Annotated in this window: 8 protein-coding genes; 4 read left to right on the top strand and 4 right to left on the bottom strand. The window is 73.2% G+C overall.

Annotated elements, in window-relative coordinates; translation table 11 throughout:
* A partial coding sequence (locus C1I97_RS29060) for a MarR family transcriptional regulator (protein ID WP_146608323.1) occupies window positions 1–213 on the bottom strand: 213 nt, incomplete at its 3' end.
* 89 nt (window positions 214–302) lie between these two features.
* Here C1I97_RS29060 and C1I97_RS29055 point away from each other — a divergent pair.
* Window positions 303–1,376 carry a Gfo/Idh/MocA family oxidoreductase gene (locus C1I97_RS29055; protein WP_111006095.1) on the top strand — a complete coding sequence of 358 codons (1,074 nt, stop codon included), beginning with the start codon at window positions 303–305 and terminating at the stop codon, window positions 1,374–1,376.
* Window positions 1,373–1,876 (top strand): heme-degrading domain-containing protein, encoded by a 504-nt coding sequence (locus C1I97_RS29050; RefSeq protein WP_111006094.1) that lies wholly within the window; start codon window positions 1,373–1,375, stop codon window positions 1,874–1,876. Before C1I97_RS29055 ends, C1I97_RS29050 begins: the two co-directional genes overlap by 4 nt.
* A gap of 9 nt (window positions 1,877–1,885) precedes the next feature.
* Here the strand turns inward: C1I97_RS29050 and C1I97_RS29045 are convergent, their stop codons facing one another.
* A complete protein-coding gene (locus tag C1I97_RS29045; protein ID WP_146608322.1) occupies window positions 1,886–2,341 on the bottom strand; it encodes an SCO4225 family membrane protein in 456 nt (151 codons plus the stop codon).
* A 177-nt stretch (window positions 2,342–2,518) separates the two neighbouring features.
* Here C1I97_RS29045 and C1I97_RS29040 point away from each other — a divergent pair, with 177 nt between their 5' ends.
* Complete coding sequence (locus C1I97_RS29040; RefSeq protein WP_111006092.1) at window positions 2,519–3,430, top strand: LLM class F420-dependent oxidoreductase; 912 nt, start codon at window positions 2,519–2,521, stop codon at window positions 3,428–3,430.
* 115 nt (window positions 3,431–3,545) lie between these two features.
* Complete coding sequence (locus C1I97_RS29035; RefSeq protein ID WP_441349164.1) at window positions 3,546–4,487, top strand: endonuclease/exonuclease/phosphatase family protein; 942 nt, start codon at window positions 3,546–3,548, stop codon at window positions 4,485–4,487.
* Between the two features lie 84 nt (window positions 4,488–4,571).
* Here the strand turns inward: C1I97_RS29035 and C1I97_RS29030 are convergent, their stop codons facing one another.
* Window positions 4,572–5,240 (bottom strand): YidC/Oxa1 family membrane protein insertase, encoded by a 669-nt coding sequence (locus tag C1I97_RS29030; RefSeq protein ID WP_111006091.1) that lies wholly within the window; start codon window positions 5,238–5,240, stop codon window positions 4,572–4,574.
* 215 nt (window positions 5,241–5,455) lie between these two features.
* Complete coding sequence (locus C1I97_RS29025; RefSeq protein ID WP_111006096.1) at window positions 5,456–5,794, bottom strand: DUF6412 domain-containing protein; 339 nt, start codon at window positions 5,792–5,794, stop codon at window positions 5,456–5,458.
* Window positions 5,795–6,105: the final 311 nt, after the last annotated feature.

Below are 6,105 nucleotides of genomic sequence, written 5' to 3'. Positions count from 1 at the left end.
GTGCGCGACGAGCCCCCGCTCCCGCAGCCGCGCGGTGATCTGGCTGACCGCCTGCGGGGTGAGCCCGGTCCGCTCGGCGAGCTCCAGCCGGCTGATCCCCTCCGCACCCGACCCGCGCAGCAGGTCGAGCACCAGCGCGGCGTTGTGGCTGCGCAGGGCGGGCAGGTTCACCCCGGCGTGCGCCCGTCGCTCCGCCGTCCCCGAGACCGTCACGCCGTCCGTCCCACTCCTCCTGCTGCTGCTCACGCCCCCATACTGACCCCACGCTTGCACTTCGGCAACAGCGTTGCGAAAGTAGGACCATGACTGGCACCCCCCTCCGCGTGGGCCTCGTCGGCTACGGCCTCGCCGGCTCCGTCTTCCACGCCCCGCTGATCGCCGCGACCGAGGGCCTGGCCCTCGACACGGTCGTCACCTCGAACCCACGGCGTCAGGAACAGGCCCGGGCGCAGTTCCCGGACGTCCGCACCGTCGCCGCCCCCGACGAACTGTTCGCCCGCGCAGGCGAGTTGGACCTGATCGTCGTCGCCTCCCCGAACAAGACCCACGTCCCGCTCGCCACCACCGCCCTGAAGGCGGGCCTGCCGGTCGTCGTGGACAAGCCGATCGCCGGTACGGCAGCCGAGGCGCGGGGCCTCGCGGCCCTGGCCGAGGAGTGCGGCCTGCTCCTGTCCGTCTTCCAGAACCGCCGCTGGGACAACGACTTCCTCACCCTCCGCAAGCTGCTCGCCGAGGGCGGGCTGGGTGACGTGTGGCGGTTCGAGTCCCGCTTCGAGCGCTGGCGGCCGAAGCCGAAGGGCGGCTGGCGGGAGTCCGGCGATCCGGAGGAGATCGGAGGTCTGCTGTACGACCTCGGCAGCCACGTGGTCGACCAGGCCCTGGTCCTGTTCGGCCCGGCCACCCAGGTGTACGCCGAGTCGGTGGTCCGCCGCGCCGGCGCCGAGGCCGACGACGACACGTTCATCGCGATCACCCACGCGAACGGCGTCCGCTCCCACCTCCACGTCTCCGCCACGGCCGCCCAGCTCGGCCCGCGCTTCCGGGTGCTGGGCTCGCAGGCGGGCTACGTGAAGTACGGCCTGGACCCGCAGGAGGCGGCACTGCGGGAGGGCGGGCGACCGGACACGGCAGCCGGCTGGGGAACGGAGGACGAGTCGATGTGGGGCCGCGTCGGCGCCGGAGAGTCCCCGCCGACCGGCGGCGGCCGCCCCGTACCGACCCTGCCCGGCGACTACCCGGCGTACTACGCCGCCGTGGCCGCCGCCCTGCGCGAGGGCGCCCCGAACCCGGTGACCGCCCGGGAGGCGGCCGCCGCACTCGACGTCCTGGAAGCGGCCCGCCGCTCGGCCCGCGACGGCGTGGCGGTGAAGCTGTGACGAGCGGCGACACGCGGACCACCCCGAGCATCGAGGAGCTGGAGGCCCAGGAACGCCGCCTGGTCCTCCCCCGCTTCACCCACGACGACGCCTGGGCCCTGGGCTCCCTGCTGGTCGGCCTGGCCCGCGAGCGCCGGGCCCCGGTCGCCATCGACATCCACCGCGCCGGCCAGCAGCTCTTCCACGCGGCCCTGCCCGGCTCCACCCCCGACAACGACGCCTGGATCACCCGCAAACGCCGGGTGGTGGAGCGCTACGGCTCCGCCTCCTACCTGGTCGGCGCCCGTTTCCGGGCCAAGGGCACGACCTTCGAGGACTCCTCCCGCCTGGACCCGGACCTCTACGCGGCCCACGGCGGCTCGTTCCCGATCAACGTCGAGGGCGCGGGCGTGATCGGCGCGGTGACGGTCTCCGGTCTGCCGCAGCTGGAGGACCACCGGATGGCGGTGGAGGCACTGGAGCGGTTCCTGAGCGAGGGCGTGCGGCGGGACCAGGCCTGACGCCCGGGCTCAGACGCGCCAGAGCAGCGCGATGAACGCGAAGAACGCCAGCAGGCCCATCGGGACCAGGAAGGGGGAGGCGCCGGGCCGGCGGGAGACCGAACGGGACAGGGCGGCGATGATCCCGGCGTTCGCGAGGGCCGCCACCGGCCAGAACACCGTCCACAGCGGTTCGAAGAGCCAGGCGGGCGACTCGAAGGAGAAGCTGTAGCCCAGCAGCCACTCCTCGACGTGGCTCAGCCACACCACCACGAACACCACGAGCGTCCAGGGCATGCAGAGGATGACGGCCAGGAACCGGGCCGTCCCGCGAGGGTCCTCCACCAGGCCGAGGCCCGCGGCCGACGCCCAGATCGCCAGGACCGCGACGAAGCCAAGGTAGGCACGTGAGGTCCAGTCGCTCGTCGCGTCGTCCACGACGTGACGGATTTCCAGCATCGCGGCCACCGGCAGTCCTTTGCTCACGATGAGCCTACCCGGGGGCCGTCCGGCGCCGGACGGCCCCCACCGGAGCGGTTCCCGGAACGGAATTGGTCCTCCTGGGGGAAGCCGGGAATTATCCCGGGACGCCCTCCGGTTGGGACGTGCTGTACGCGTGACGATCAGGGACAGCACCCACCCCGTCCGGAGGGATCGGAACCGATGAGCGACACAGCAGACCCTTTGCACCCTTCGCGCCCGTTGCGGGAGACCGTCGGCCGGTACGGCATCTGGAGCATCGGCCTGCGTTCGGAGGACGCGGCCCGGCGCGGCGAACTCGCCGAGGCGGCGGCCGAGTTGGAGGAACTGGGCTACGGAGCCGTCTGGCTGGGCGGCAACAGCACCGCCCGCAACGCCGCTCCGCTGATCGAGGCGACCCGGCGGATCGTCGTCGGCACCAGCATCCAGAGCATCTGGCAGCAGGACCCCGCCGACACCGCGGCCGAGTTCACCGAGCTGGAAGCCGCCCACCCCGGTCGCTTCGTCCTGGGCCTCGGAGTGAGCCACGGCCCGCGCGTGGAGCAGTACCGGAAGCCGTACTCGACGATGGTCGGCTACCTGGACCGGCTCGACGAGCTCGACCGGTCCGGCAAGGGCGGCGTGCCCGCCGGGCGCCGGGTGCTCGCCGCCCTCGGCCCGAGGATGCTGGGGCTGTCCCGGGACCGGGCGGCCGGCGCGATCCCGTACCTGGGCACGCCGGACCACACCGCGCAGGCCCGCGAGGCGCTGGGCGAGGCAGCCCTGCTGGCGCCGGAGTTCAAGGTCGTCCTGGAGACCGACCCGGCCCGCGCCCGCACGGTGGCCCGCGCCTACCTCGCCCCCTACCTGGAACTGCCCAACTACACCAGCAACTTCCTGCGTCTCGGCTTCACCGAGTCCGACGTCACCGACGGCGGCAGCGACCGCCTGGTCGACGCGCTGTTCGCCTGGGGCGAGGACTCCCGCATCCGCGAGCGCGTCGAGGCGTTCCGCGCGGCGGGCGCGGACCACGTGGCGCTCCAGGTGGTCACCGACGGCCCGCGCGACGCCCTGCCGAGGCAGGAGTGGCGCAGGCTGGCCTCCCTGCTGGGATGACCTCCGGAAACTGATCCGCCTGGGAGATCGTCCTGGGAGGTGAGGTCGGTCAAGGGGACGGGGGCGGAGAGCCGTGGTGGAGCAGGCGCGGGCGGACAGCGGTGCGGCGCCGACGGTGAAGGCGGCGGCGCACCGGTGGACGCGGGGGCGGGTGCTCGCCGCGCTCGCGGTGCTGACGGCCGGGCTGCTGGCGTTCCACCGGGCCGTGCCCAACTCCGTGGGCCGCCTGGGCAGTCTGCTGGAGGCGTTCCTGCCGTGGCTCGGCCTGGTGGTCGTGGTGCTGCTCGTCCTGGCGCTGCTGCGCCGTTCGGCCCTCGCGCTGGTGGCCCTGCTCCTGCCGGTGGCGGCCTGGACGTACCTCTTCGGCGGCCTGCTCCTGCCCGCGCCGGAGTCCGGCGCACACGACCTGCTCGTGGTGCAGCACAACGTCAGCGACGAGAACACCGACCCGGCGGGCACGGCCCGCGCCCTGGCCGACGCCGGGCCCGACCTCATCGCGCTCCAGGAGCTGGTGCCCCCGGCACTGTCGGTCTACGAGAGGGCCCTCGCCCCGGAGTACCCGTACCACGCGGTCCGGGGCACCGTCGGGCTCTGGTCGAAGCACCCGCTGACCGGCACCCGGCTGCTGGACATCAAGCCCGAGGACATCACCGAGGACTGGAGCCGCGGTCTGCGGACCGTGGTCCGCACGCCGCACGGCGAGATCGCCGCGTACGTCGCGCACCTGCCCTCGGTCCGCGTCCGGGCGAGCGGCCTCGCGTCCGGCCGGCGCGACGAGAGCGCCGGCCTGCTGGGCGAGGCCGTCGCCGCCGAGAAGCTGAACACGGTGATCCTGCTGGGTGACCTCAACGGCACGGTCGACGACCGCGGTCTGGCCCCGCTGACCTCCCGGATGAACGTGGCGCGACGAGGCCTCGCCCTCAGCTTCCCCGCCGCCTTCCCCCTGGCCCGGATCGACCAGGTCATGGCCCGTTCGGCCTCCGTCACCCACCTCCGCACCCTGCCCGCCACCGGCAGCGACCACCTGCCGGTGGCCGCCAGGATCACCCTGGGCTGAGGAAGCGGTCCCGGTCAGGCCGGCTTCAGCTCCTGCCGCTGCCGCCCCAGCCCCTCGATCTCCAGCTCGACCACGTACTGGACCTCATCGATACAGCACGACCCGCTCGACCGCACTCCACGCCGTACTGGTCACCACGTACAGCGCGGCGGCCAGCGGCACCACGGCCACGGTGACGAGGGTGAAGAAGGACATGAACGGCATGACCCTGCCGACGGCACCCACGTCGACCAGACTCCGCCTGGTCCGAAGGAAGTTGAAGGTGGCCAGCAGGCCCACCACCGCGAACAGCCCCAGGTACACCACCCCCGCGGCCCCGAACACACCGTCCTGCGCGAGCGCGTCGGCCCACCGCCCGTCGAGCGGCGCGGCCAGCAGCCGGTGGCTGAGCAGCCCGTCGCCGCCGCCCGCCGACGTGCTGGAGAACAGGTGGTAGAGCAGGAAGAAGGCGGGCAGCTGCAACAGGCTCGGCAGGCAGCCCGACAGCGGCGACACCTTCTCCTCGGCGTGCAGCTCCAGCACGGCCTTCTGCAGCCTCTCGGGGTCCCTCCGGTACTTCCTCCGCAGCTCGTCGACCCTCGGCTGCAACGCGGCCCGCTCCTTCTGCCCGCGCGCGGCGGCCCGGGAGAGGGGATGGACGAGGAGCCGTACGAACGCGGTGAACAGGACGATCGCGGCGGCGGCCGCGGAGGCGTGGAACAGCGGCTGGAGCAGGTCGGCGAGCCGCTCGACCAGGCCGGCGAAAACGGACATGGGTGAGCCCTCCGGGGGTCTCGTCGTGCCGGACGTACGGAATGTCGAAACGTCGGGATGTCGAAACGTCGGGATGTCGGAACGTCGGTATGCCGGGATGCCGGTATGCCGGGATGCCGGTATGTCGAAATGACGTGGCGACGTGATGACGTGGCGACGTGATGACGGCATGACGACCCGCGCGGGGTCACGAGGTGAGGTGAGCGGTGCGTGCCCTACGCGGCGGTCGCCGGGAGGACGCACCCGGGCGCCCTGGGCCGGCGCCGGCCGGCGGCATCGGGATCCCGCTGCGGCAGGAAGGCCGTACGGAGGGCCCGGTCACGCATGGCCGTACGCACCCGGGTGGGCGCCACGGCCGGCACGCACCGCGAGGCCAGCACCGCGCAGACGACGAGCGCGGCCCCGGCGGCGGTGGCGGCAAGCGCGACGGCGACGGTCGCGAAGAGGCCACCGGTGTCGAGCAGGACGACCGGCAGCAGCAGAAGAGGCAGCAGCGCGACGAAGGAACGCGGACCGACCCGGCCACGGATCACGCCAACTCCCCTCCCCCGCATGCGCACAGCATCGGATCCGAGGTTATACGAAGGGCGCCCGGGCGGCTCCCGGCCCTCGTGAACGGGTCAGGCGTCCCAGCCACCTGGCCTGCGGATACCTCACTTATGTCACCATCCGGCAGTACGGTGTCCCCCATGCGCCCCGACACGCCCGCCGAAAACGTCGACCACGCCGCCGAAGCGGCCCGCCTGCAGCGGACCGCCGATCTGTACCCCGAGGACACCGAGGCCCTCCTCCTCCAGGCGGCCGCCCACCTGGAACTCTCCGGCGACCGCCCCGCCGCGACCACCCTCTACGACCGTCTGCTGTC

The organism is Streptomyces sp. NTH33, from assembly GCF_003236365.1.
Taxonomy (GTDB): domain Bacteria; phylum Actinomycetota; class Actinomycetes; order Streptomycetales; family Streptomycetaceae; genus Streptomyces.
The sequence above is the reverse complement of the archived record's forward strand: the minus strand, read 5'-3'. Positions and strand labels throughout refer to the sequence as shown.

Coding starts and splice junctions, on each gene's coding strand:
- C1I97_RS29055 (WP_111006095.1), top strand. CDS start 303: ATGACTGGCACCCCCCTCCGCGTGGGCCTCGTCGGCTACGGCCTCGCC.
- C1I97_RS29040 (WP_111006092.1), top strand. CDS start 2,519: ATGAGCGACACAGCAGACCCTTTGCACCCTTCGCGCCCGTTGCGGGAG.
- C1I97_RS29030 (WP_111006091.1), bottom strand. CDS start 5,240: ATGTCCGTTTTCGCCGGCCTGGTCGAGCGGCTCGCCGACCTGCTCCAG.
- C1I97_RS29025 (WP_111006096.1), bottom strand. CDS start 5,794: ATGCGGGGGAGGGGAGTTGGCGTGATCCGTGGCCGGGTCGGTCCGCGT.